The following is a 20699-nucleotide window of genomic DNA, read 5'->3' as shown; positions in this document are numbered from 1 at the left end:
AGCATGGAGTCATGCCTCACACGCTGATCCTCCTCCGCCACGGGCAGAGCGAGTGGAACAAGACCAACCAGTTCACCGGCTGGGTCGACGTGCGACTCACCGATCAGGGCAAGGCCGAGGCGAAGCGCGGCGGCGAGCTGCTCGCCGAGTCCGGTGTCCTGCCCGACGTGCTGCACACCTCGGTGCTGAGCCGCGCGATCCAGACGGCCAACCTCGCCCTCGACGCCGCCGACCGCCTCTGGATCCCGGTCAAGCGGTCGTGGCGCCTCAACGAGCGTCACTACGGCGCCCTGCAGGGCAAGGACAAGGCGCAGACCCTCGAGGAGTTCGGCAACGAGCAGTTCATGCTCTGGCGCCGCTCGTTCGACGTTCCGCCGCCGGCGCTGCCCGCCGACGACCAGTACAGCCAGGTGGGCGACCCCCGCTACGACGGGATCGACGGCGAGGTGCCCGACACCGAGTCGCTGAAGATCGTCATCGACCGCATGCTGCCGTACTGGCACAGCGACATCGTGCCCGATCTGCAAGCCGGCAAGACCGTGCTCGTCACCGCGCACGGCAACTCGCTGCGCGGGCTGGTCAAGCACCTCGAGGGCATCAGCGACGCCGACATCGCCGAGCTGAACATCCCCACCGGCATCCCGCTGGTGTACCGCCTCGACGACGACATGAAGCCGCTCGGCCCGGGCGAGTACCTCGACCCCGAGGCCGCGGCCGCCGGTGCCGCCGCCGTCGCCGCTCAGGGCAACAAGCACTGACGCCGGAACGAGAAGAGGGGGTGGATGCCGATCGGCATCCACCCCCTCTTCTGTTGTTCTGCGCTCAGACGACCGGGCTCGGCTCGTGAGCGGACTCGTCGTCGGCGCCGGCCCAGTCGCCCGTCGCGAGGTACACGACCTTCTTCGCGACCGAGACGGCGTGGTCGGCGAAACGCTCGTGGTACCGGCTGGCGAGGGTGGCGTCGACCGTGGCGGTTGCCTCGCCCTTCCAGGAGTCGCCGAGCACCTTCTCGAAGACGCTGACGTGCAGCTCGTCGATGTCGTCGTCGGCGTCGCGGATGGCCTCGGCGATGCGGAGGTCCTGCGTGCGCAGCAGCTCGGCGAGCTTGCGCGACACCTCGACATCGAGCTCGCCCATGCGGGTGAAGGTGCTCTTCAGGCCCTTGGGGATGGCCCGCTCGGGGAAGCGCGAGCGCGCCAGCTGGGCGATGTGCTCGGCCATGTCGCCCATGCGCTCGAGCGAGGCGCTCACGCGAAGGGCGGTGACGACGATGCGCAGATCGCGGGCGACGGGCTGCTGGCGGGCGAGGATTTCGATCGCGAGCTCGTCGAGCTCGAAGGCCTTCTCGTCGATGACGGCGTCGGCTTCGATGACCTCTTCGGCGAGGGAGACGTCGCTCGTGCCGAAGGCGCGCGTGGCGCGGTCGATCGCGACGGTCACGAGGTCGGCGATTTCGACCAGTCGGCTCTGAACGTCCTCGAGGGACTGGTGGAATACTTCGCGCATGGCGGGTACCTTCCTCGTCGGCGGCACGGCACATAGGTGTCCCGCAACCCTCGGGGATTCTTCCCAGCGAAGGTTAACGAGTGGTGCTGTGACAGTGAATAGTAGCCTCTGCCGCGGCCTGCACGGGGGTGAACGGCCGGTGACGCCCGGGAGGCGGCTCTACGCTGGGGGCATGGAACAACCGCAGCTCGTGCTGCTCGCGCTCCTCGCAGGACTCCTGGTCGGGGCCGCGGTGGTCGGCCTCGTGGTCGCAGCCCTCCGCGCTCGCGACCGTTCCCTCGCACAGACCTCCTCGGAGGTGCCCGAGGGCGTGGAGGCCATGCTGGGGGCGATGGACGACCCCGCATTCGTCTGCGACACCTCATCGACCGTGCTGGCGCTCTCGCCGGCCGCCGAGGTGTTCGGCGTCCACGCCGGAGAGGTGATCGCCAGCGAGGAGCTCAAGCGCGTGTCCCGGGTGGCGCGCGACACCGGCTCGGGCATCGCCGAGAACCTGCGCCTGCGCCGCGGCGCCGCTCCCGCCGAACCGCGCCTCGTGGCCGTGCGGGCCACGCCCATCTCGGCCCGCCTCACCCTTCTCGTCCTGCGCGACATCACCGAGCACGAGCGCGTCGAAGAGATGCGGCGCGACTTCGTGGCCAACACGAGCCACGAACTGAAGACCCCCGTCGGCGCGGTGAGCCTTCTCGCCGAGGCGATCGAGTCCGCCGCTGACGACCCCGCCCAGGTGCGGCACTTCTCGTCGCGCCTGCAGGCGGAGGTCACCCGACTGGCTGCGCTCGTCAACCGCATCCTCAGCCTCTCGCGCCTGCAGGCCTCCGACGAGCTGCGCGACGTGCGCGACGTCTCGATCGACGAGGTGGTCACGGCCGCGGTCGAGGGGTACGCGATCCAGGCGGATGCCGCCCAGGTCACGGTGGTCCGCGGGGGGACGAAGGGCCTGTGGGTGCGCGGGGAGCCGCAGATCCTCACCGAGGCCGTCGGCAACCTGGTGGCCAACGCCATTGCCTACTCGCCCGAGGGATCGAAGGTCGGTGTGGGCATCAAGCTCGACGACACGGTCGTCGAGATCGCCGTCACCGACCGCGGGATCGGCATCCCCGAGAGCGACCAGCACCGCGTCTTCGAGCGCTTCTACCGCGCCGACCAGGCGCGCTCGCGCCGGACCGGTGGAACGGGACTCGGCCTGTCGATCGTGAAGCACGCCGTCCAGCGCCACGGGGGAGAGGTGCGGCTGTGGTCTCGGCCCGACCGCGGCTCGACCTTCACCATCCGCCTTCCGATGTCGGAAGCTCCCGACCTCGAGAGCGTCCGCCCCAAACCCCGTCGCAAGGGCCGCAAGGGCTCCGCGACGACCCCCGTACCCGCGAAGGGAGACACCGCATGACCCGCGTTCTGATCGTCGAGGACGAACCCGATCTGGCCGACCCGCTGGCCTACCTGCTGCGCCGGGAGGGGTATGAAGTCGAGATCGCCGAGGACGGTGCCCTCGCACTGGTCGCCTTCCGCGAGCGCGGAGCCGACATCCTCCTGCTGGATCTCATGCTCCCCGGGATGCCGGGGACCGAGGTGTGCCGTCAGGTGCGTCTGACCTCGCAGGTGCCGATCATCATGCTCACGGCGAAGGATTCCGAGGTCGATATCGTCGTCGGTCTCGAACTCGGCGCCGACGACTACGTCACCAAGCCCTACTCGACCCGCGAACTCCTCGCGCGGATGCGCGCTGTGCTGCGCCGCCGCACTCCCGAGGAGGCCGACCTCGACGACCGCGTCCTGTCGGGCGGGCGGGTCGTGCTGGACATCGATCGCCACACTGTCGCCGTGGACGGAGGCGAGATCAACATCCCCCTCAAGGAGTTCGAGCTGCTCGAGGTGCTCATGCGCAACGCCGGTCGCGTGCTCACGCGCGGCCAGCTCATCGACCGCGTGTGGGGGACCGACTACTTCGGCGACACCAAGACCCTCGACGTGCACATCAAGCGCATCCGCTCGCGCATCGAGCAGAACCCGAGCGAGCCGAGCATGCTCGTGACCGTGCGCGGTCTGGGGTACCGCTTCGAGGCCTGACCCCGCGGGAACGACGAAGGCGCCGACGGAGACCGTCGGCGCCTTCGCCGTTCGTTCAGGATGCGGGAGTCGCGCTGGGAGTCGGGGTCGGCGTGGCCGAGGGCGTCGCCGGGATCGAGAACGTGGCCTCGGGGGTCGGCGCCAGGGGAGCGAGGTACTCGAGTGCACCGTCGAGCACGGGGACCTGGATGAGTGCGCCCTGTCCGTCGCCGGACTGGAAGTACACGGGCACGGTCGAACCGGGCACGGCGTCGATGTCGTCGAGGCGCAGCGGCTCGACGTCGTCGGCCAGGTCGCCGAGGCTGAGGGTCCGGTTGGCGGGGACGTTCACCGACGAGCGGACAGCGGTCGAACCTTCGCCGACCTCGAGGCGCAGCGTGAGCGGCTCGGTGGTGTCGTTGACGATGGCCGCGACGAAGTTGCCGGTGGTGCCGTCGTCGTTGGCGACGATCAGCGCGTTGCGCACGTGCAGCGGGCCGGAGTCGGCCGGCACGTTCACGCCGTCCGACGCGGAGTAATCGATGGTGGTCGCCTGCGGGGCGAGGATGTTGCATCCAGTCGTGCCGAGCACGACAGCGGCACCCACGGCGATGGACGCGATCAGGCGCGTTTTCACGGATCCTCCAAGATCGACAGACGGCATCCAGATCATCCTACGGGGTCCGCGGTGTCGAGCCGCCCCCACGCGCGCGAGGAGGGGAAGGCTGCGAGGTGGGCGGAACCTTAGCGCATGCGGGCCTGTGGTATCCTGGATGTTGCCGAAAGGACATAACTCCATGCTTTTTGAGGTTGGCGAGACCGTCGTTTACCCGCACCATGGCGCGGCCACGATCATCGAGGTCAAGGAACGCGTTATCAAGGGTGAGACGAAGAAATACCTGAAGCTCAACGTCACGCAGGGAGACCTCGTCATCGAGGTCCCGGCTGACAACGTCGACCTCGTCGGCGTTCGCGACGTGATCGGCAAAGAGGGTCTCGACCGCGTCTTCGAGGTGCTGCGCGCACCCTTCACCGAGGAGCCGACCAACTGGTCGCGTCGCTACAAGGCGAACCTCGAGAAGCTCGCGTCGGGCGACGTGATCAAGGTGAGCGAGGTCGTCCGCGACCTGTGGCGCCGCGATCAGGACCGCGGTCTGTCCGCCGGCGAGAAGCGCATGCTGGCCAAGGCCCGTCAGATCCTCGTCTCCGAGCTCGCTCTGGCCGAGAAGACCGACGAAGACCGTGCGAGCGTCGTGCTCGACGAGGTCCTCGCGTCCTGACGCCCCGGCGCCGGGACCCCCGCGCTGACGCCCCGTCCCCGCCGTCGAGAACCGATGACGAGGCCGGGGCTTTCGGCGTTCCGCGGCGCATGTCGGGTCGCGCTAGCGTGAACGGGTGACTCTCACCCCCGTTCCCCGTCTCGCGGTCATCGTCGTCGCCGCCGGCTCCGGCACCCGTCTGAAGGGTGGAGCGCCGAAGGCGTTCGTCGGCATCGACGACCGGTCGATCCTGCACCACGCCCTGCGCGGTGTGTTCGCGGCGACGACCGCGCAGGTGGTCGTCGTGGTGCCCCCGGGGTACGAGGGCGAGGCGTTGACCGATGCGCGGGATGCCGCGGGCGATCGTGCCGATCTCGTCACCGTCGTGGTGGGCGGCGCCACCCGTCAGGAATCGGTCGTCGCAGGCCTCGACGCGCTGTGGGCCGACGTCGAGATCGTCCTGGTCCACGACGCGGCGCGCGCGCTGACGCCCGCCGCCGTCTTCGACCGTGTGGTCGCGGCGATCGACGCCGGAGCCGTGGCGGTCATCCCGACGCTCCCCGTGGTGGACACCATCAAGCGGGTCGATGAGGACGGACGCGTGGTCGGACCCGTCGACCGCTCGGAGCTCGCCGCCGCGCAGACCCCTCAGGGCTTCCTGCGGACGGTGCTCCGATCGGCGCTCGCGTCGGTCGATGTCGACCACACCGACGACGCGGCGGCCGTCGCCGCGGCGGGGCATTCCGTGGTCACCGTCGAGGGGGACGCCGTGGCGTTCAAGATCACGACCGGCCCCGACCTCGACCGTGCTCGAGCTCTTCTGCAGGCGAGCCCCGCGGCATCCCTCGTCCAGGCGCCGGTGCACACGGCCCCGCGCGTGGGGATCGGCACCGACGTGCACGGTTTCGGCGGCGAGGGGACGCTCTGGCTCGCGGGCCTCGAATGGCCGGGAGAGCGGGCGCTCTCGGGCCACTCCGACGGTGACGCCGTCGCCCACGCGATCGTCGACGCGCTCTTGGCGGCCGCGGGTCTCGGTGACATCGGCACGCACTTCGGCACGGACCGGCCCGAATTCGCCGGAGCGCACGCCGCCGCCTTCCTCGCGCACACCGTCGGCCTGCTCGGAGCCGCAGGATGGCGCATCGGCAACGTGTCGGTGCAGGTGCAGGCGAACCGCCCGCGCTTCGCGTCGCGTCGCGTCGAGGCCGAGCAGGTGCTGTCGGCCGCCCTCGGCGGTGCGGCGGTATCGGTGAGCGCCACCACGACGGACGGTCTCGGTTTCACGGGGCGCACCGAGGGTGTGGCCGCCTTCGCGACGGCGCTTCTCCTGCCGGCCTAGAGCTCCCGCGTCATGAAGGTCGAGAGCGGGTCGGGCACGTAGGGCGCGAACGCCGGGCATTCGACGAAACCCTCGCTGGCGTAGAGGCGTCGCGCGGGCACGAAGTCGTCGGTGCTCCCGGTCTCGAGCCACAGACTCCGGATGCCGCGCTCCCGCGCATCGTCCATGATGTGCCGCAGGATGGCGCGACCGATCCCCTGGCCGAGGAAGCCCTCCACGACCCGCATCGACTTCAGCTCGGCCCGGCCCCCGTCGAGGTCCTTGCACGCGCCGATACCGGCGAGCTCGTCGTCCACCCACGCCGACCACACCGTGACGCCGTCGGCGGCGAGACGGTCCACGTCGAGCGCGTGCACGCTCTCGACGGGTGTGTTCTCGAGCATGCCGGCGAGGTGCGCGGCGACAAGAGCGCGCGTGGCGTCTCCGGACAGGTCATCGGGGCGGATCATGAGGGGCACTCCCGCACCCTAACCACCCCGTGTTTCACGCTCGGGTCGCGTGGGAAGGCGGCCGGTAGGCTGGGGCGGTGACTGTTCGGCTCTACGACACGAAGGCGCAGGCTCTGCGCGACTTCGTCCCCCTCGACCCCTCGAACGTCACGGTGTACGTCTGCGGGCCGACCGTGCAGTCGGGTCCCCACATCGGTCACGTCCGCGCGGCTCTCGCGTTCGACCTGCTGCGCCGCTGGCTCGCGCACCGCTACGGTCGCGTCACCTTCGTGCGCAACGTCACCGACATCGACGACAAGGTCCTCGCCAACGCGCGGGACACCGAGCCGTGGTGGGCCCTCGCCTACCGCATGGAGCTCGAGTTCTCTCGGGCCTACGAGGCCGTCGGCATCCTTCCCCCGACGTACGAGCCCCGCGCGACCGCTTCGGTGACGCAGATGCAGGAGCTCATCTCGGAGCTCATCGAGCGCGGTCACGCCTACGCCGCTGCCGGAGACGTGTACTTCGACGTGCGATCGTGGCCCGCCTACGGCGAGCTCACGCGGCAGAGCCTGGATGCCATGGAGCCGGCCGCCGACGCCGACCCCCGGGGCAAGAGAGACCCGCGTGACTTCGCCCTGTGGAAGGGCGCGAAGCCCGGGGAGCCCGCTTCGGCGACCTGGGCCTCGCCGTGGGGCGCGGGGCGCCCGGGCTGGCACATCGAGTGCTCGGCGATGTCGCGTCGATACCTGGGGCCGGAGTTCGACATCCACGGTGGCGGCCTCGACCTGCGCTTCCCCCACCACGAGAACGAGATCGCCCAGTCGACCGCCGCCGGGGACCCGTTCGCCCGGTACTGGGTGCACAACGGGCTCGTCACCGTCGACGGGCAGAAGATGTCGAAGTCGCTGGGCAACTTCACCCTCGCCTCCGACGTGCTCGACGCCCACGAACCGCTCGTGGTGCGCTACGCCCTCGCTGCGGCCCATTACCGCTCGAATCTCGACCTCACCGAAGCCTCATGGGCCGAGGCCGAGGCGGCTCTCGGTCGCATCCGGACCTTCCTCGACCGAGCCGCTCGCCTCGTGAAGCCGGGATGGTCCGAGGCGAAGGAGGAGCTCCCGACGGAGTTCGTCGAAGCGATGGACGACGACCTCTCGGTGCCGCGGGCGCTGGCGGCGATCCACACGAGCATCCGCTCGGGAAATGCGCTGCTCGACGCCGGCAAGTACGATGAAGCGAAGCAGGACGTCTCGGACGTCTCGCAGATGACGCTCGTCCTGGGTCTCAACCCTCACTCTTCTCAGTGGGGTAGCACCGGCGGGGGAGCGGAGACCGCCGCTCTGGACGCCCTCGTCCAGACGATGATCACGCAGCGTGCGCAGGCACGCGCGGACAAGGATTGGGCGGCCGCGGATCGCATTCGAGACGCGATCGCCGCCGCAGGAATCACGCTGGAGGACACTCCGGCCGGAACGCATTGGAGTATCGATGGCTAAGCCTGGACGCCCGGGAGCACGCAACCCCGGCAAGAAGAAGGGCCCCCTGAAGGGGACCGGCGGCCACGTCCGCAAGGGACTCGAGGGTCGCGGACCGACCCCCAAGGCCGAGGACCGCGCCTGGCACCCCGCGGGCAAGCGCAAGGCCGCCCAGGAGCGCTACGCCGCCGCCGGCGGCAAGGCGAAGCCGGGCGTGCGCGCCGTCGGCAGCAACCCGAACCGCAAGAGCCCCAAGGCGGCCGACGACACCGAGACGGTCACCGGTCGCAACTCGGTGCTCGAAGCGCTCCGCGCGAAGATCCCCGCCACGGCGATGTACGTCGCCCAGCGCATCGAGATGGACGACCGCGTCAAAGAGATGCTGTCGATGGCGACCAACCGCGGCATCCCCGTGCTCGAGGTCACCCGCCCCGAGCTGGACCGCATGGCCGGCTTCGACGGCGTGCACCAGGGCGTCGCCCTCAAGGTGCCCCCGTACGCCTACGCCCACCCGCAGGACCTGCTCGAGCAGATCATCGACAAGGGCCAGGTGCCCCTGCTCGTCGCGCTCGACGGCGTCACCGACCCCCGCAACCTCGGCGCGATCATCCGCTCGACGGGCGCGTTCGGCGGTCAGGGGCTGATCATCCCGCAGCGTCGCTCGGCGAGCGTCAACTCCGCCGCGTGGAAGACCAGCGCCGGGGCCGCCGCCCGCATCCCCGTCGCCCTGGCGGCCAACCTCACGGCCACGCTGAAGGAGTTCAAGAAGCAGGGAGTCTTCGTGCTCGGCCTCGACGGCGACGGCGACGTCTCGCTGCCCGCCCTCGAACTCGCGGATCGTCCCGTCGTGATCGTCGTCGGCTCGGAGGGCAAGGGCCTGTCGCGCCTGGTCACCGAGACCTGCGACCAGGTCGTGTCGATCCCGATCTCGGCCGTGACCGAGTCGCTCAACGCCGGCATCGCGGCATCCGTCGCCCTCTACCAGGTGTCGACGCTGCGCGCGGCTCGGTGAGCTCCACGATCCTGCTCTGAAAGCCCGACGAAAACGCCGGGTCGCATTGCCCGGGCGCCCCGATCACGGCACGCTGGATGAGGACGTGGTTCCGTCCAGTAGACTGACGAAAGGAACGCCCATGCCCCGCATCGCCGTCATCGGAGGCACCGGCTACGCCGGCAGCCACATCGTGACCGAAGCCGTGCGCCGCGGCCACACCGTGGTCTCGGTCGCCCGCTCGGTTCCGGCCGAGCGCATCGAGGGAGCGACCTACGTCGAAGGCACCGTGCTCGACGTCCCCGGGCTCGTCGCCGAGCTCGACGGGGTCGACGTGGTCGTGTCGGCCGTGGCCCCGCGCGGCGACATGGAGGGCAAGCTGCGCCCCGCGATCGCCGAGCTCGTGGCCGCGCTCCCCGACGGCGTCCGCATCGGCGTCGTGGGTGGCGCGGGTGGATCGCTGGTCGCCGAGGGCGGCCCGCGCCTGGTCGACACCGCCGAGTTCACCGAGGAGTTCAAGCCCGAGGCCCTCGAGGCGTACGGCATCCTCGAGGACCTCCAAGCCGACGACACCGGTCGCGACTGGTTCTACCTCCACCCCGCCGGCGGCTTCGGCGCGTGGGCGCCGGGAGAGCGCACCGGGTCGTACCGCGACGGCGGCGACGTGCTCGTCGTCGACGACGAGGGCAACTCGTTCATCGGCGGTGCCGACTTCGCGATCGCGGTCCTCGACGAGATCGAGAACCCGAAGCACACGCGCGAGCGCTTCACCGTGGGGTACTGAGCCCGCGAGACACCGAGGCCGTGGCATCCGGGATTGAATCCGGATGCCACGGCCTTCGTCGTTCCGGGCGCGCGGTGCCCGGCCCGAGGAGCGGTCAGACCAGGTCGCGCCAGTCCACCGCGTCGGTGTCGGTCGTGGGGACCTCACCGGTTTCGGGAGCGTCGGCGTCGGAGACCGTCGGCAGCGACATCGTGTCGGTGGGCGGGCCCATCACGGTGGCCTCGTCGCGACGGTGACGCAGGACGTCGTCGATGTACGAGCTCACGACCTCGGCCAGGGGCACCGAACGACCGCGCGCCTGCGACATGTACCAGCGGTGCTCGAGCACCTGGTGGAACACCTCGGCGGGCTCGAGCTTGGCGCGCAGGTCCCACGGGATCGCCATGACGATCGGCTCGAACACGCGGGTGAGCCACTCGTGCGCGACCATCTCCTCATCGGCGCCGAGGCGTGACACGCGGGCCCGGAACTCGTCCAGGTCGTTGAGCAGTCGACGGGCCTGGTTCTCTTCGACATCGAGGCCGGTCAGACGGAGCAGGCGGCGCTGGTGGTGTCCGGCATCCACCACCTTGGGTTGGATCGACACCTTCGTGCCGTCGCTGGCCGCGCGGATCGACATCTCGCCGATGTCGAAGCCGAGGGCGTTCAACCGATGCACGCGCTCGGTGATGCGCCACGACTCGTCGACGGCGAAGGACTCCTTGTCGGTGAGAGCCCCCCACAGCGAGTGATACGACGAGACGAGACCGTCGGCGATGGCCACGGCATCCACTCCGCCCTCGAGGCGGCCCCCGGCTTCGAGATCCATGATCTCGCCGGCGATGTTGATGCGGGCGATGTCGAGATCGTGCGCACGCTGACCCGGCGTCAGGCGGTTGCCGTGCAGCTCACCCGTCTCGGCGTCGACCAGGTACGCGGCGAACGCGCCGGCGTCGCGGCGGAAAAGGGTGTTCGACAGCGAGACGTCGCCCCAGTAGAAGCCCACGTTGTGCAGACGCACCAGCAGCACGGCCAGGGCGTCGACGAGGCGCGTCGCGGTGTGCGGGCGGAGCACCTGCGTGAACAGGGCACGGTAGGGGAGCGAGAAGCGCAGGTGCGCCGTCACGAGCGCGGCGGGGAGCGGGCGACCCGAGGCGTCGGTGCGACCGGCGATCACCGCGACGCGGTCGACGCAGGGGGCGTCGAGACGGTCGAGGTTGCCGAGCATGTCGTACTCGCGCCGTGCCATCTCTTCGGTCGTCTCCTTGATGGCGACGACCCGACCCGACAGGTTGGCGAAGCGCACGAGGTGCCGCGAGATGCCCTTCGGAAGCGCCACGATGTGGCTGCTGGGCCAGTCGGCGAGGCCGGTCGACCAGGGCAGCTGCAGGAGGCCCGGGTCGACGGTGCTGGCCGTGATGCTGAGGGATTCGGACACGGGTACCTCCGGGGGAAACGGTGCGGCGCGCCCCCGACCCGACGGATCGGGATCGAGGACGCGCCGCGTCGAAGCGTGGGTCAGGCCGAAGCGATGGCCCGGTCGGTCAGGCGCTCGCCCGTCTCGACGTCGAAGACGTGCACGTGGCCGGGGACCGGCGCCAGCACGACCGTCTCGCCCGCGTTGGGGTGACGGCGGCCGTCGACGCGCGCGACCAGGTCGGTGCGCTTGCCGTTGATGTCGGTGTGACCGTAGAGGTAGCCGTCGGCGCCGAGCTCCTCGACGAGGTCGACGACGACCGAGAGGCCGCGGCCGTCGGCGGGGGCGACCTGGATGTCCTCGGGACGCACGCCGATGGTGACCTCGGAGCCGTTGGCCTTGCCGATGGTGTCGGCTTCGACGGGCACGACCAGGTTGCCGAACTGCACGCCACCCTCGGCCAGGTCGGCGGTGAAGAGGTTCATCGCGGGCGAGCCGATGAAGCCGGCCACGAAGACGTTCTTCGGCGTCTCGTACAGGTCGCGCGGGGTGCCGACCTGCTGGAGCAGGCCGTCCTTCAGCACGGCGATGCGGTCGCCCATGGTGAGCGCCTCGGTCTGGTCGTGGGTGACGTAGACCGTGGTGACGCCGAGGCGACGCTGCAGCGACGCGATCTGGGTGCGGGTCTGCACGCGGAGCTTGGCGTCGAGGTTCGACAGCGGCTCGTCCATGAGGAAGACCTGGGGCTGACGCACGATGGCGCGACCCATGGCGACGCGCTGACGCTGACCACCCGAGAGGGCCTTGGGCTTGCGGGTCAGGTACTGCTCGAGGTCGAGCAGCTTGGCGGCCTCGAGCACGCGAGCTGCGCGCTCTTCTTTGCCGACACCGGCGATCTTGAGCGCGAAGCCCATGTTCTCGGCGACGGTCATGTGCGGGTACAGCGCGTAGTTCTGGAACACCATCGCGATGTCGCGGTCCTTCGGCGGGACGTCGGTGACGTCGCGGTCGCCGATGAGGATACGGCCCGAGTTGACCTCTTCGAGGCCGGCGAGCATGCGCAGCGACGTGGACTTTCCGCAGCCCGAGGGGCCGACGAGAACGAGGAACTCGCCGTCTGCGACGTCGAGGTTCAGCTTGTCCACCGCGGGGCGGGTTCCGCCCGGGTACAGACGGGTTGCGTTGTCGAAGGTGACGGACGCCATGTTTTCTTCTCCTTCACCGGCAGGTACGTGCCGGACGATCCGTAGTGAATGGAATGAACGGGGGCGACCCCGTGCGCCCGACGTTGGACGCAGGGTCAGTATCGCACGTGTCTGGTCATTTCTCAGCCAGCCTGGCTACCATCGATGCTCGGTCGCCCCACCCGCGCGGCCCCCCCTGATTTCATGCGGCATCGTCCGTGCCCGGAAGGTTTCATGTCCAACGACCAGTCACCGAATGTGCCAGCAGAACGCGACCGCCGCGAGGCGGTGCGCGAGAAGGCGCAGCAGGTCAAGGCGAAGCAGACGCGGTGGCGTATCGTGCGCCGCTCGCTGCTGGGCGTGGGCGCCGTCGCCGTGATCGCGGTCGCCGCGGTGGGAGTCTCGTTCGCCCTGAACTCCCGCGAGGCCCGCTCGCAGGCTCTCCCCGACGCGGCGACCGACGACGGCTTCGTGATCACCAACGCCTCGCAGGTGGCCGACCCCCTTGCCGACCAGACCGTCGACGGCAGCGCCGCCACGACGTCGGCCCAGGCCACTCCTCCCGGAGACGCGCCCGCGCCCACCGCCGAGGCGACGCCGGAGCCCACGGGCACGGCCGCTCCCGTCGACATCCGCGTGTACGTCGACTACATGTCGGCCGAGGCCCGCGAGTTCCAGTCCGCGAACGCCAGCCAACTGTCGAAGTGGGTCGGAGACAAGGCCGCGACCCTCACCTATTACCCCGTGGCGATGTTGACGTCCAAGTCCAACGGCACGAAGTACAGCCTGCGTGCGGCCGGTGCTGCCGCCTGCGTCGCGACCCACTCGTCCGACCGGTTCTTCGCGTTCAACCACGAGCTGCTCACCAACCAGCCCGCTGTCGATTCCGACGGCTACAGCGACCAGCAGCTCGCCGACATGGCGCAGGGCGCGGGCGTGAGCGACATCGGAACCGTGCGCGACTGCATCGAAGACGAGACGTACACGGCCTGGGCGAAGGCGGCGACCGATCGCGCCATCAAGGGGCTGCCCGGCACGAAGGGGCAGGCGCTGACGGCGACCCCGACCGTGCTCGTCAACGGCACCGAGTACGTCGGGAACATGGATGACGCGAAGGAGTTCGCCCAGTTCGTGCTCACGGTCGACAGCAACGCGTACTACTCGACCGCCACCCCGACGCCGTCGACCACCCCGTCGACGACGCCCGCGGGCTGATTCGATCCCTCGAAGAGGCCCGTGGTGTGCGATTCTGGTCATATGAACGAGAAGCTTGAGGACTCCCCGCCGCGGCGGTCCCTGGCGCAGCTGAAGATCTGGGTGCAGGAGTTCCGTGAGCAGGGGCACCTGTTCGCCGGCCAGCTGAAGGTCGTCGAGCAAGAGGACGCCGACAGCCAAGACACCGGTCTCGTGGTGATGAACCTGATGAACGCGCGCGCGTCGATCTACATGCAGCCCAAGGGCTACGACCAGCCGCTGTGGGAGGCGACGTTGACGTCGCGTCCCGAAGACCTGACCCTCACCCCGCACGAGATGGCGAGCCTGGCCGCCGAACTCGTCGTCGCGGGCAACCTCTGCTCGTTCCTGCAGTGGAAGTCCCTCGAGTGGGACCGCGAGAGCGGAACCCACGACGTTTGATGCGTCGAGAGCGGCCCGCCCGCCGCTCTAGACTCGTCCATCGAGACGTTCCCCGTCTCACGCCGGCTTGGCGCAATTGGTAGCGCACCGTACTTGTAATACGGGGGTTGCAGGTTCAAGTCCTGTAGCCGGCACCCCATCCATCCCCTGCGCGGGATCGCTCAGATGACGTCGAAGGGCGTGTCGTCGTCGTCGTAGTTGATCGACGGCGGCGCCCAGGCGGCCTGTTGCGCATCCGCCGTGTCCTCCTGCAGATGAACCGTCACGACGGAGATGGTGACCGAGGTGGCGGGGGTGACGAGAATGCTCAGCTTGCTGCCGTCGTCGGTGGTCACCGTCAGGAAGCCTCCACCGGCGTGCACGGCGGCGAGGACCTGACGGCGCAGGTCGTCCGCGTGCTCGAGGGGCGCGAGCGCGTGCGAGACGCCGTCGACGGCGATCCGCAATCGTTCGATGCTCTGTCCCATGACACGCACGGTAGGCGTGTTCCATCGATGCCGGACGGGGGTTGCCGGAACGGGGGAGCGCGAGGCACACTGCGGGGCGTCAACCCCCGACGGAGTTTCGTCATAACGAACGCCGGAAACGTAAGCTCGGCCCGTGACCGACGCCGACATCGAAGACTCCCCGCCGCGGCGCTCGCGCGAGCAACTGCAGGTTTGGGTGGACGAGTTCGAAGAGAACGAGCACTGCATCGCGGGCAGCATCTCGGTGGCGCCCCAGGAGGACGACGGGGGAGAGGACACCGGGCTGGTGATCCTGCGCCTTCGGTACGCATCGTCCTCGGTCTACATGAAGCCGCGCGGCTGGGACGACCCGCTGTGGGAGATGACGATCACCCCGCAGCCTCGGGAACTCGGGTTGTCCGTGCACGAGATCGCCAGTCTCGCCGCCGAACTCGTCGTGGCGAGCAACCTCTGCACGTTTCTCCAGTGGAAGTCGCTCGAGTGGGACCGCGAGAGCGGCCAGCGAGGATCCTCCGCAGGCGCGGCGCCCTCGAGCCCCCGCTGACTCAGCCTCCGTGCGCGGCGGTCCACTCGCGGAACGGCGAGGTCGAATCGTCGACCGGGATCTGCTCCGAGGGCGGGGCGCGTTCCTCGCCTCGACGATGATCTCGCCGTCTTTCACGATGAGGCAGGCGAAGGGCTTTCCCCCGTTCCGGACGATCTCCCTGGCGCGGGAGATGGTCAGGGCGGAGAGCTCGGCGTCGTTCATGGCCTCACCGTAGGCGTTCAGCCCGAAGCGGATCGGCCCTTGCCCTTCCCACGGTCGGCGTGCCAGGCGTTCACGACAAGGCCCGCGCCAGAGCGACGAGGAACACCGCCGCCGCGACGATCATGGCCAGGCCCGCCAGCAGAGCCCCGGCGATGGCGAGGGCGCGAAGGGGCCCCCTGCGGCGGCTTCCGTCCAGGGCGAACAGGAGGGTGCAGACCGAGACCACCAGGACGAGAAGATCGCCGATCAGCCCGGGCGGCGCCCAGACCGAGGTCGCTATCGCAACGACCCCCGCGCCCAGCGCGGCGAGGTGCCACGCGTGGTTGCGTGCGGGACGGGAGTCCTCGGGCACGACTCAGCGCATCCGCACGCGCAGCCACCGCACACCGTGAGGCGCGAGGGTGATTCCGGCACCCAGCCACACGGGCTGCGACGACACCAGGTCGAGCGCCTCCGGGACCAGTCCCGACAGGGTCAGGGCGTCGACCTCGACCGCCGAGTCGGCGACGTTCGCCAGCACCAGGACCGAGAATTCGCGACCCGGGCGGAGGAAGGAGACGACGGATGCCACGTTCGCACCGAACGCGATAAGTTCGTTGCCCGCGAATTCCGGCGTCGACCGGCGGACCTCGGTGAGGCGCGAGAGCCGAGAGAAGACGCGACCGGCCGGGGTGCCGGTATCCGTTCGATCCTCGTAGTTCCTCCCGGGGCGGAAGGGGCGGTTGACCCACCGGCTGTCGTCGGCCTCGTCCGCTCGTTCGGTGTAGGTGTATTCGTTCAGCTGGGCGACCTCGTCACCGAGGTAGAGCAGGGGGATGCCCCCTGTCGAGAGCGCGAGGGCGTGGGCGAGCACGACCCGGTCTTCGCCCCCGGCGTCTCCCGCTTCGACCCCGGCCAGCGAGGCGGTGGTTCCCGTGACGCGAGCGTCTCCCGTGCGCGGGTTCTCTTGGAACGGCACGCCGCGCGCGAACGAACCCTCCGCCCGGCCGACGTAGAAGTCGTTGAGGAAGCTGCGGTGCGGGGACGCGTCGATGCCCAGCTCGGCGGCATCCTCGTCGGCGAAGGTCCACCCGATGTCGTCGTGACTGCGCACGTAGTTGACCCACGCGGTGCCGGCGGGGAGGGCGTGGCGGCGCTCGAGCGCCTGCTGCAGGAGGCGGCCGTCGCGGGTGGCGAGAGCCTCCCAGGTGAGGGCCATCTGCAGCGGGTTGTACGAGATCTGGCACTCGTCCGGCGAGATGTACGAGATCACCTCGTCGGGGTGCACGATGGCCTCCGACTTGAACAGCAGGCCCGGGGCCGCCATGCGCAGGACCGCGTTGAAAGCTTGCAGCAGCAGGTGCGCCTCGGGGAGGGACTCGCAGGTGGTGCCGAGCTGTTTCCAGATGAAGGCCACGGCATCCATGCGGAGGATCTCGACGCCCTGGTTGGCGAGGAAGAGCATTTCGCCCGCCATCGCCTCGAAGACAGCGGGGTTGGCGTAGTTCAGGTCCCACTGGAAGTGGTAGAACGTCGCCCAGATCCAGCGGCCGTCGTCGAGCTGGACGAAGGAACCCGGGTGATCGTCGGGGAAGATCTCGCGCGTGGTCCGCTCGTAGGCGTCGGGCATCTCGCGGTCGGGGAAGATCAGGTAGAAGTCCTCGTACCCCGCCTCGCCCGCGAGGGCCTTCTGCGCCCACTCGTGCTCGTTGCTCGTATGGTTGAAGATGAAGTCGACCACGAGAGAGATCCCCGCCCGGCGCAACTCGGTCGCGAGGGCGGCCAGCTCGTCCATCGTTCCCAGCGCGGGGTTCACCCGCCGATAGCTGGACACCGCGTAGCCCCCGTCGCTGTTGCCCTCGGGGCTTTCGAACAGCGGCATGAGGTGCAGGTAGGTGAGACCCAGTTCGCGGAAGTACGGGATCGATTCCCGGATGCCGTGGAGTCCGCCCGCGTACCGGTCGACGTAGCAGACGCCCCCGAGCATGCCCTCGCTCTCGAACCAGCCGGGTGCGCTCTCGCGTTCGCGGTCGAGGGCCTTCAGCGTCCGGGGACGCGCCAGCCACGACGTGCGTGCGAGATCAACGACGGATGCCAGACGCTCGAGGCCGTCGGGACGCTCGCCGTACAGCCGCGTGAACAGATCGTGCAGGCGCGGAAGGTGCTGCTCGGCATGTGCGAGGAACTCGCGGTCGGTGTCGACCGCGCGGAGGTCGTCGATCAGGCGCGAGACGTCGTCGGAGCCGGGGTGGAGCTGGGTCACGGATCACAGCCTGACGCATCCGGGGGTCAGCGGTCGACAGCGACGTGCCGCCGCCGGCCCGGAGGCGAGGGCAGGGTGGCCCGACCCCGCGTCGTACGATCGACGGTGGCTCCCGCGCGGGGGCGCGAGGGGAGAGCCGTGGCGGAGCGGGGAACGGTCGGCGTGGCCGTCGGGGGAGCGGTGCTCATCGGCGCCCTCACCGCGCTGCAGGCGCGCATTAACGGCACCCTCGGGGCGGAGATCGGCGACGGCTTCGTCGCGGCCGCGGTGTCGTTCAGCTCCGGACTCGTGATCCTCGTCGTACTGTCCGCCCTGATTCCCGGGGGCCGACGCGGGTTCGGTCGCCTGGTCGCCGGCATCCGGACCCGAACCATCCCGCCCTGGATGCTGCTCGGGGGTCTGGTCGGGGCGTTCACCGTCGCGAGCCAGGGGCTGACGGTCGCGACGATCGGCGTGGCACTCTTCACGGTCGGTTTCGTCGCGGGTCAGACCACCGGGGGAATGGTGCTCGACCGCATCGGCTACGGGCCCGCCGGGGTCGTACCGGTGACGGTCCGCCGTCTGGTCGGCGCTCTGCTCGCCATCGCCGGAGTCGTCGTGTGCCTGTCGGGCGACGCGCTCGGCGGGGTTCCGCTGTGGATGCTGGTCGTCCCCGCGATCGCGGGCGCGGGTGTGGCCTGGCAGCAGGGCACCAACGGGCGCCTGCGCGTGCGCGTCGAGAGCCCGCTCACCGCGACGCTGGTGAACTTCATCGGCGGGACGGTGGTCCTCGTGATCGCCGCGGGTGTGCACGTCGGCCTCGTGGGGGCTCCGCGCACCATCCCGACCGAGCCGTGGCTCTACCTCGGCGGGGCGGTGGGCGTGATCTACATCTTCTTGTCGTCCGTCGTCGTACGCCGGACGGGGGTGTTGCTCCTCGGCCTCGGGTCGGTGGTCGGTCTTCTCACGACCTCGGTGCTACTCGACGCGCTCTGGCCGGCCCCGGCCGCCCCCTCCACTCCGGTGGCGCTGCTCGCCGCAGCCGTGGCCATCGCCGGGGTGGCCGTCGCCGCCGTGCCGTGGAGGCGCCGCCGCCGCTGACCGCGAAACGACGACGCCGCCGGGGACGGCTGTCCCACGGCGGCGTCGATCGGAGGAAGGTCAGAGACGCGTCTCGTCGACCGTGCGCTTCTTCGAGCCTCCGGGCATGCGCGACAGGTGCTTCGCGGCATCCACGGTCTTTCGTCGAGTGGCGCGGGTCCGCGGGGGCTTCCCGCCGACGTACAGCCAGCCGAGCAGGACCTCGCCTTTAGCGAGCCCGTGGGCCTTCGCGAGCACCTTGCTGCGGGTGTTGTCGTCGGTGCGCCAGAACACGCCGAAGCCCGCCTCGTCGAGCACGAGGCTGAGCATGTGGGCGACCCCGGATGCCACGGCCTCCTGCTCCCACGCGGGGATCTTCTTCGAGCTGAGGTCGGCGACGACCGCGATGATCAGCGGAGCGCGGCGGGGCTTCGACGAGTGCCCCTTCTTGCCGTCGGCCTTGTTCAGAGCTCGCGCGAGCACGTCGCGATCGGCGCCGCGGATCTCGATGAGCCGCCACGGACGCAGGCTCTTGTGATCGGCGACGCGACCGGCCGCGGCGACGAACGTCTCGAGCTCGGGGCCGGTGGGGGCGAGATCGGTGACCTTCGACCACGACCGGCGGTCGCGCATCGCCTCGAGCGCGCTCATGCCTCGTCGACGGGGGAGTCGGCGGGGGTGAAGTTCAGCGACAGCGAGTTCATGCAGTAGCGGTCGCCGGTGGGCGTGCCGAATCCGTCGGGGAAGACGTGACCCAGGTGCGACCCGCAGTTCGCGCAGCGGACCTCGGTGCGCTGCATACCGTGGCTGTTGTCCTCGAGCAGCTCGACGGCCTCGGGACGGACCGACTCGTAGAAGCTCGGCCACCCGCAGTGCGAGTCGAACTTGGTGCCGCTCTGGAACAGCTCGTTCCCGCAGGCGGCGCAGGTGTAGAAGCCGGCACGGCTCTCATCGAGCAGCTCACCGGTCCAGGCGCGCTCGGTTCCCGCCTGGCGGAGCACCGCGTACTGCTCGGGGCTGAGCTCGGCGCGCCACTGGTCGTCGGACTTGTCGACGGCGTAGGTCATGTTCACTCTCCTTCTTCGCTTCCATTCTCTCGTGCCCGAAGACGGTCAGGTCGTGACGGCATAATCTCCCGGGTGACTCAGGATGCCGTGACCGCCGTCGTCGACCGCTACCGGCGGTTCGCGCGAGACGAAGCCCCCGGCCGTTCGGCGGTGTACGAGGCGTGGGCCCGCCGCGTCACGGACGACGCCGCGGTGGCCGCGGCGCTCGCGCGCATCCCCGAGACACGGCGGCAGCCTCCCCTCGTGTTCGCGGTCATGCGCTTGCTCGGAGCGCCGCTCGACGACGTCGACGCGTGGAGCTCGTGGGTCCTCGACCACGCCGACGCGATCGTCGCCGAGTGCGGGCGCCGGAGCGTTCAGACCAACGAGCCTCTGCGCTGCGCCGCCCTGCTGCCGGCGCTTTCGCTGATCGAGGGGCCGATCGCCCTGCTCGAGGTGGGAGCGAGCGCGGGGCTGTGCCTCTTTCCGGACCGGTACTCGTACCGGTATCGCCGCGGCGGCGAGCTCGTCACGCTCGATCCCGCCGACGGGCCGAGCTCCGTCGTGCTCGATAGCGACCTCGAGGGACACCCCGACCTGCGCATGCCCGAGATCGTCTGGCGGGCCGGGATCGACCTGAGCCCCCTCGACGCTCGAAGCGAGCAGGACCGCTCGTGGCTCACGGGTCTCGTGTGGCCGGGCGAACAGGGGCGCCTCGAGCGCATCGAGCGAGCCCTCGACATCGCCGCGGCCGCTCCGCCCGTCCTCGTCGCCGGTGATGGGGCCGGGGCGCTTCCCGCGCTCGCCGCGACCGCTCCGGCCGGGGCGACGCTCGTCGTGACGACCCCCGGAGTGCTCGCGCACGTCCCCCGCGTCCATCGCGCCGCGGTGATCGACGCCGCGCGGACGGCGGGCAGGTGGATCACCCTCGACGCGCCCGGGCTGCACGACGGGTGGACGAGACGTCCGGAGCCCGCGCGCGGCGGGTTCGCCCTCGCCCTCGACGGCGAGGTGCTCGCGGAGGTCGATCCGCTCGGGGCGTGGGTGGCGTGGCATCCGGAATCGCGGGCGGCGGCGCAGTAGCGTGACGG

General features: G+C 70.1%; 23 protein-coding genes and 1 tRNA gene. 14 read left to right on the top strand and 10 right to left on the bottom strand.

From position 1 onward, the window contains the following. Positions 1-11 precede the first annotated feature (11 nt). Positions 12-758, top strand: a complete 747-nt coding sequence (locus OVA26_RS13470) for a phosphoglyceromutase (RefSeq protein WP_074696629.1) — start codon at positions 12-14, stop codon at positions 756-758. A gap of 64 nt (positions 759-822) precedes the next feature. On the opposite strand, the gene phoU is transcribed toward OVA26_RS13470, so the two are convergent. Continuing rightward, complete coding sequence (gene phoU / locus OVA26_RS13465; RefSeq protein ID WP_268104402.1) at positions 823-1506, bottom strand: phosphate signaling complex protein PhoU; 684 nt, start codon at positions 1504-1506, stop codon at positions 823-825. Positions 1507-1678: 172 nt separating this feature from the next. Between phoU and OVA26_RS13460 the strand changes: the two genes are divergently transcribed. Then, positions 1679-2893, top strand: a complete 1215-nt coding sequence (locus OVA26_RS13460; RefSeq protein ID WP_056229261.1) for a sensor histidine kinase — start codon at positions 1679-1681, stop codon at positions 2891-2893. Next, positions 2890-3573 carry a response regulator transcription factor gene (locus OVA26_RS13455; RefSeq protein ID WP_056229258.1) on the top strand — a complete coding sequence of 228 codons (684 nt, stop codon included), beginning with the start codon at positions 2890-2892 and terminating at the stop codon, positions 3571-3573. Before OVA26_RS13460 ends, OVA26_RS13455 begins: the two co-directional genes overlap by 4 nt. Positions 3574-3628: 55 nt before the next feature. Here the strand turns inward: OVA26_RS13455 and OVA26_RS13450 are convergent, their stop codons facing one another. Then, positions 3629-4189 (bottom strand): hypothetical protein, encoded by a 561-nt coding sequence (locus OVA26_RS13450; protein ID WP_056229254.1) that lies wholly within the window; start codon positions 4187-4189, stop codon positions 3629-3631. A 160-nt stretch (positions 4190-4349) separates the two neighbouring features. On the opposite strand from OVA26_RS13450, the gene OVA26_RS13445 reads away from it, so the two are divergent. Further along, positions 4350-4832: a CarD family transcriptional regulator gene (locus tag OVA26_RS13445; RefSeq protein WP_056229249.1), complete on the top strand. Its 483-nt coding sequence runs from the start codon at positions 4350-4352 to the stop codon at positions 4830-4832. 115 nt (positions 4833-4947) lie between these two features. Further along, positions 4948-6150: a 2-C-methyl-D-erythritol 4-phosphate cytidylyltransferase gene (gene ispD, locus OVA26_RS13440; protein ID WP_268104401.1), complete on the top strand. Its 1203-nt coding sequence runs from the start codon at positions 4948-4950 to the stop codon at positions 6148-6150. Here ispD and OVA26_RS13435 read toward each other — a convergent pair. After that, the gene (locus OVA26_RS13435) at positions 6147-6599 is read right to left on the bottom strand and encodes a GNAT family N-acetyltransferase (protein ID WP_113576082.1); all 453 of its coding nucleotides are present in this window, start codon (positions 6597-6599) and stop codon (positions 6147-6149) included. The genes ispD and OVA26_RS13435 overlap by 4 nt on opposite strands. A gap of 77 nt (positions 6600-6676) precedes the next feature. On the opposite strand from OVA26_RS13435, the gene cysS reads away from it, so the two are divergent. The 3 genes from cysS (at position 6677) to OVA26_RS13420 (ending at position 9831) form a co-directional block, all read left to right on the top strand. Next, on the top strand, positions 6677-8077 hold the full coding sequence (cysS, locus tag OVA26_RS13430) for a cysteine--tRNA ligase (RefSeq protein WP_268104400.1): 1401 nt from the start codon (positions 6677-6679) through the stop codon (positions 8075-8077). After that, complete coding sequence (rlmB, locus tag OVA26_RS13425) at positions 8070-9068, top strand: 23S rRNA (guanosine(2251)-2'-O)-methyltransferase RlmB (RefSeq protein WP_056229240.1); 999 nt, start codon at positions 8070-8072, stop codon at positions 9066-9068. Before cysS ends, rlmB begins: the two co-directional genes overlap by 8 nt. Positions 9069-9189: 121 nt before the next feature. Beyond that, on the top strand, positions 9190-9831 hold the full coding sequence (locus tag OVA26_RS13420; protein ID WP_268104399.1) for an NAD(P)-dependent oxidoreductase: 642 nt from the start codon (positions 9190-9192) through the stop codon (positions 9829-9831). 94 nt (positions 9832-9925) lie between these two features. Here the strand turns inward: OVA26_RS13420 and OVA26_RS13415 are convergent, their stop codons facing one another. Continuing rightward, a complete protein-coding gene (locus tag OVA26_RS13415) occupies positions 9926-11248 on the bottom strand; it encodes a DUF4032 domain-containing protein (protein ID WP_268104398.1) in 1323 nt (440 codons plus the stop codon). 80 nt (positions 11249-11328) lie between these two features. Beyond that, a complete protein-coding gene (locus OVA26_RS13410) occupies positions 11329-12432 on the bottom strand; it encodes an ABC transporter ATP-binding protein (RefSeq protein ID WP_056229229.1) in 1104 nt (367 codons plus the stop codon). 237 nt (positions 12433-12669) lie between these two features. Here OVA26_RS13410 and OVA26_RS13405 point away from each other — a divergent pair, with 237 nt between their 5' ends. From OVA26_RS13405 to OVA26_RS13395, 3 genes are all read left to right on the top strand, one after another. Next, a complete protein-coding gene (locus tag OVA26_RS13405) occupies positions 12670-13626 on the top strand; it encodes a DsbA family protein (RefSeq protein WP_326493368.1) in 957 nt (318 codons plus the stop codon). A 42-nt stretch (positions 13627-13668) separates the two neighbouring features. Next, complete coding sequence (locus OVA26_RS13400) at positions 13669-14046, top strand: hypothetical protein (RefSeq protein WP_268104396.1); 378 nt, start codon at positions 13669-13671, stop codon at positions 14044-14046. A gap of 61 nt (positions 14047-14107) precedes the next feature. Next, a tRNA-Thr gene (locus OVA26_RS13395) sits at positions 14108-14180 on the top strand. Positions 14181-14207: 27 nt separating this feature from the next. Here the strand turns inward: OVA26_RS13395 and OVA26_RS13390 are convergent. Beyond that, entirely contained in the window at positions 14208-14513 is a 306-nt protein-coding gene (locus OVA26_RS13390) for a hypothetical protein (RefSeq protein ID WP_268104395.1), read from the bottom strand. A gap of 133 nt (positions 14514-14646) precedes the next feature. Between OVA26_RS13390 and OVA26_RS13385 the strand changes: the two genes are divergently transcribed. After that, positions 14647-15057 (top strand): hypothetical protein, encoded by a 411-nt coding sequence (locus tag OVA26_RS13385; RefSeq protein ID WP_056229215.1) that lies wholly within the window; start codon positions 14647-14649, stop codon positions 15055-15057. A gap of 274 nt (positions 15058-15331) precedes the next feature. Here OVA26_RS13385 and OVA26_RS13380 read toward each other — a convergent pair whose 3' ends face one another. Together OVA26_RS13380 and OVA26_RS13375 are read right to left on the bottom strand one after the other, a co-directional pair. Beyond that, positions 15332-15613, bottom strand: a complete 282-nt coding sequence (locus OVA26_RS13380; RefSeq protein WP_056229211.1) for a hypothetical protein — start codon at positions 15611-15613, stop codon at positions 15332-15334. A gap of 3 nt (positions 15614-15616) precedes the next feature. Continuing rightward, positions 15617-17464, bottom strand: a complete 1848-nt coding sequence (locus OVA26_RS13375; RefSeq protein WP_268104935.1) for an amylosucrase — start codon at positions 17462-17464, stop codon at positions 15617-15619. 177 nt (positions 17465-17641) lie between these two features. Between OVA26_RS13375 and OVA26_RS13370 the strand changes: the two genes are divergently transcribed. Beyond that, positions 17642-18583, top strand: a complete 942-nt coding sequence (locus tag OVA26_RS13370; RefSeq protein ID WP_176786385.1) for a DMT family transporter — start codon at positions 17642-17644, stop codon at positions 18581-18583. A 60-nt stretch (positions 18584-18643) separates the two neighbouring features. Here OVA26_RS13370 and OVA26_RS13365 read toward each other — a convergent pair whose 3' ends face one another. Further along, positions 18644-19213: a nitroreductase family protein gene (locus tag OVA26_RS13365; protein ID WP_164481597.1), complete on the bottom strand. Its 570-nt coding sequence runs from the start codon at positions 19211-19213 to the stop codon at positions 18644-18646. Beyond that, positions 19210-19629, bottom strand: a complete 420-nt coding sequence (gene msrB, locus OVA26_RS13360) for a peptide-methionine (R)-S-oxide reductase MsrB (protein ID WP_056229208.1) — start codon at positions 19627-19629, stop codon at positions 19210-19212. The genes OVA26_RS13365 and msrB overlap by 4 nt, the downstream gene beginning before the upstream one ends. Before the next feature lie 72 nt (positions 19630-19701). On the opposite strand from msrB, the gene OVA26_RS13355 reads away from it, so the two are divergent. Next, positions 19702-20691 carry a DUF2332 domain-containing protein gene (locus OVA26_RS13355; protein ID WP_268104394.1) on the top strand — a complete coding sequence of 330 codons (990 nt, stop codon included), beginning with the start codon at positions 19702-19704 and terminating at the stop codon, positions 20689-20691. Positions 20692-20699: the final 8 nt, after the last annotated feature.

The organism is Microbacterium sp. SL62 (genome assembly GCF_026672635.1).
In the GTDB taxonomy this organism is placed as follows: Bacteria; Actinomycetota; Actinomycetes; order Actinomycetales; family Microbacteriaceae; genus Microbacterium; species Microbacterium testaceum_A.
This window is presented reverse-complemented; position numbering and strand designations above follow the sequence as displayed.

What these genes read in the sequence shown, in the direction of transcription:
- OVA26_RS13470 (WP_074696629.1), top strand. Translation starts at nt 12, where the DNA reads ATGCCTCACACGCTGATCCTCCTCCGCCACGGGCAGAGCGAGTGGAAC.
- phoU (WP_268104402.1), bottom strand. Translation starts at nt 1,506, where the DNA reads ATGCGCGAAGTATTCCACCAGTCCCTCGAGGACGTTCAGAGCCGACTG.
- OVA26_RS13460 (WP_056229261.1), top strand. Translation starts at nt 1,679, where the DNA reads ATGGAACAACCGCAGCTCGTGCTGCTCGCGCTCCTCGCAGGACTCCTG.
- OVA26_RS13455 (WP_056229258.1), top strand. Translation starts at nt 2,890, where the DNA reads ATGACCCGCGTTCTGATCGTCGAGGACGAACCCGATCTGGCCGACCCG.
- OVA26_RS13445 (WP_056229249.1), top strand. Translation starts at nt 4,350, where the DNA reads ATGCTTTTTGAGGTTGGCGAGACCGTCGTTTACCCGCACCATGGCGCG.
- OVA26_RS13435 (WP_113576082.1), bottom strand. Translation starts at nt 6,599, where the DNA reads ATGATCCGCCCCGATGACCTGTCCGGAGACGCCACGCGCGCTCTTGTC.
- rlmB (WP_056229240.1), top strand. Translation starts at nt 8,070, where the DNA reads ATGGCTAAGCCTGGACGCCCGGGAGCACGCAACCCCGGCAAGAAGAAG.
- OVA26_RS13420 (WP_268104399.1), top strand. Translation starts at nt 9,190, where the DNA reads ATGCCCCGCATCGCCGTCATCGGAGGCACCGGCTACGCCGGCAGCCAC.
- OVA26_RS13410 (WP_056229229.1), bottom strand. Translation starts at nt 12,432, where the DNA reads ATGGCGTCCGTCACCTTCGACAACGCAACCCGTCTGTACCCGGGCGGA.
- OVA26_RS13400 (WP_268104396.1), top strand. Translation starts at nt 13,669, where the DNA reads ATGAACGAGAAGCTTGAGGACTCCCCGCCGCGGCGGTCCCTGGCGCAG.
- OVA26_RS13390 (WP_268104395.1), bottom strand. Translation starts at nt 14,513, where the DNA reads ATGGGACAGAGCATCGAACGATTGCGGATCGCCGTCGACGGCGTCTCG.
- OVA26_RS13365 (WP_164481597.1), bottom strand. Translation starts at nt 19,213, where the DNA reads ATGAGCGCGCTCGAGGCGATGCGCGACCGCCGGTCGTGGTCGAAGGTC.
- msrB (WP_056229208.1), bottom strand. Translation starts at nt 19,629, where the DNA reads ATGACCTACGCCGTCGACAAGTCCGACGACCAGTGGCGCGCCGAGCTC.